Source organism: Streptomyces sp. UNOC14_S4, from assembly GCF_020740835.1.
Lineage (GTDB): Bacteria > Actinomycetota > Actinomycetes > Streptomycetales > Streptomycetaceae > Streptomyces.
In genome coordinates this window covers 1-2,718 of sequence record NZ_JAINFC010000742.1, presented here as the reverse complement: position 1 = coordinate 2,718, position 2,718 = coordinate 1, and the positions used below count along the sequence as shown (strand labels likewise).

Genomic DNA, 2,718 nt, shown 5'->3' with positions numbered 1-2,718 from the left:
GTGGGTGCGTGCGCGTTGACATACTAAGCGGTTGGTAACAGGTGGAGGTAGAGCGCCCGTTAGGGGCGCGGGGAACTGCGCGACCAGCCACACACGACCCGCAGCCGCGCACGGAGCGCAAGAAGCACCCCGGTAGGCGAGGGGGCCGGGGCCCCGGTCAACGCTGCCGGGGGCTCCCCGTGGAAGCCCTGGGCATAAGCCGAGGGGTCGGCGCGCGGACGCGCCGCGGTGGGGCCCCGTCGAGGAGAGACGTGAGAAGCCCCGCCGCCTCGCGGCCGAAGGCCACCGTGTCGCGCGTGAGCGCCGTGAGCGCCGGGTGCGTGCTGCGGCAGAGCACGGAGTCGTCCCAGGCCACGATCGAGAGTTCGCCCGGCACGGACACGCCCCGCTCCGCCGCGACGGCCAGGCCCGCGACGGCCATGACGTCGTTGTCGTAGACGATCGCGGACGGCGGCCGCGCCCCCGCCAGCACCCGGCGCGTCGCGTCGGCGCCCTGCGCGTCGGAGTAGTCCGTGGTCACCGAGGTGACGTCGGGCAGCCCGCGCCGTTCGGCCTCGGCCCGCAGGCAGGTGATGCGCCGCCGTGTGTGGGCCAGTTCGGGGAGGCCCGCGATATGGGTGATGCGGCGGTGCCCGAGCCCGTGGAGGTGGTCGACGATCGAGGTCATCGCGGCGGTGTCGTCGGCCCACAGGTTGGAGATCGCCCCATGGACGGCACCACCGTCGTCGAAGGCCCCGATGACCACCGCGGGCAGGGCGAGTTCGTCCAGCAGGGCGGGGCGCGGGTCGTCGGCGCGGGGGTCGACGACGAGGAGGCCGTCGACGCGCCGCTCGGCCCACCAGCGGCGGTGGACCACGCACTCGGCGTCGACGTCCTCGACCACCTGGAAGAGCAGCCCGAGGTGGCGGGCCGCGAGCACCTCCTGGACGCCGGAGACGAGGCGGAGGAAGAACGACTCGACGCCGAGCGTGCGTGCGGGCCGGGCGAGGACGAGTCCGACGGTGGCCGCGCCCTCGCCGGACAGGGCGCGGGCGGCGGTGCTGGGCCGCCACCCCAGTTCCTCGGCGACCCGGCGGACCCGGGCGCGGGTGGCCTCGGAGACCCCGGGGCGGCCGTTGAGCGCGAAGGAGACCGCGCTCTCCGAGACGCCCGCGCGGCGCGCGATGTCCTTCATCGTGGGGCGGCGGGCCGGGGTGCGGCGCATGCGTCTCCCTCCTGCGACAGGGTGCGACAGGTCCGGACGGCGACGCCGGAACCGCTCGGGCACAGGGCCTGTCCGGCCGTAACTCACCGCAGACTAAAGCGCATTAGTCATTGCCGCGAGTATTGACTTCACCGCGGGCCGGGTGCAGCTTTTGTTGCGCCCCCGGGCCCCCTCGCGGGCGCCCCTCCCGGTACTGCCGAAGGAGTTCGCCGCGCCATGCCCATATCCCGCGGAGCATCCCGCAGAGCCGCTGTCGCCGTACCGCTCCTCGCGTCCGCCGTGCTGCTCACCGCGTGCGGTTCCGGGGGCGGTTCGGGGGACGCCGACGCGAGTGGCAGGCCCGAGGGCGGCATCACGTTCCAGACCTGGAATCTGCGCAGCAACTTCAAGGACTATTTCGAGGGCCTGATCGGGGAGTTCGAGAAACAGAACCCCGACGTCAAGGTCAAATGGCTGGACCAGCCCGCCGACAACTACGCGGAGAAGCTGAGCGCGGACGCCGGTGCCGGCACCCTTCCCGACGTGGTCAATGTGTCGCCCGACCTCTCCTATCCCCTGGCCAAGGCGGGCACCCTGCTGAACCTGGACCGGGAGAAGGCGGCGGCGCGGTACAAGGACGAGTACACGCCGGAGGCGTGGCAGGGGAACACGCTGCCCGGCCTGGACGGCGCGTACGCCTTCCCCTGGTACCTCAACACCGGCCCGCTGTTCTACAACAAGGCGCTGTTCCGGCAGGCCGGTCTGGACCCCGAGAGGCCCCCGAGGACCTACGACGAGCTGTTCGCCACGGCGACGGCCCTGGCCCGGAAGTCCGGCGGGAGGACCGCGACGCTCGCGGGCACCCCGTCCATCGAGGACTTCGGCCGCTACGGCGTACGGCTGATGAACGCCGATGCCACGAAGTTCACCTACAACGAGCCCAAGGGCGTGGAACTGCTCGGCAAGTACAAGGAGCTCTACGGCATCGGCGGGCTCGACGCCCAGGCGCTCACCAACACCGCCGACAATTCGGGCCAGAAATTCCTGGAGCAGAAGGTCGCCATCAATCCGGGCAGCGCGCACGACCTGGACACCTTCAAGAAGAACGCGCCCGCGCTGTACAAGGAGCTCGGCATCACCGACGCCCCGAACAACACCGGTAAGCCGAACATGTACGTGATGGGGCTGGCCGTCAGCAAGCAGAGCAGGCACAAGGCCGCCGCCGTCGCCTTCGCGCACTTCGTCACCGACCGCGGGAACCAGGAGGGATTCGCCCATAAGGTGGCCGTCTTCCCCAGCACCAAGGGCTCGCTGGACGACGCGTACTGGACGAAGGACGACGGCACCGACGAGGGCCGCGTCCGGGTCGCGTCGGCGCGAATGCTCAAAGGGGCCGTGAATTACACGCCGGTGGTGATGAGCGAGGAAATGAAGGTGATCCTCAAGAACGAGGTCGCCAAGGCGCTCCAAGGCAAGAAGTCGCCCCAACAGGCCCTGGACGACGCCGTGGCGCAGAGCGACAAGCTCCTCAAGCA

General features: G+C 70.8%; 2 protein-coding genes. One reads left to right on the top strand and one right to left on the bottom strand.

Going from position 1 to position 2,718, the window contains the following annotated elements; all coding sequences use genetic code 11:
* Positions 1-157 precede the first annotated feature (157 nt).
* On the bottom strand, positions 158-1,204 hold the full coding sequence (locus K6I34_RS35185; RefSeq protein WP_229332097.1) for a LacI family DNA-binding transcriptional regulator: 1,047 nt from the start codon (positions 1,202-1,204) through the stop codon (positions 158-160).
* 216 nt (positions 1,205-1,420) lie between these two features.
* Here K6I34_RS35185 and K6I34_RS35180 point away from each other — a divergent pair.
* Positions 1,421-2,718: ABC transporter substrate-binding protein (locus K6I34_RS35180; protein WP_229332096.1), on the top strand; the 1,298-nt coding region annotated here is incomplete at its 3' end.

Bases quoted from the DNA above. Each gene is read 5' to 3' on its own strand.
- K6I34_RS35185 (WP_229332097.1), bottom strand. From the start codon at position 1,204: ATGCGCCGCACCCCGGCCCGCCGCCCCACGATGAAGGACATCGCGCGC.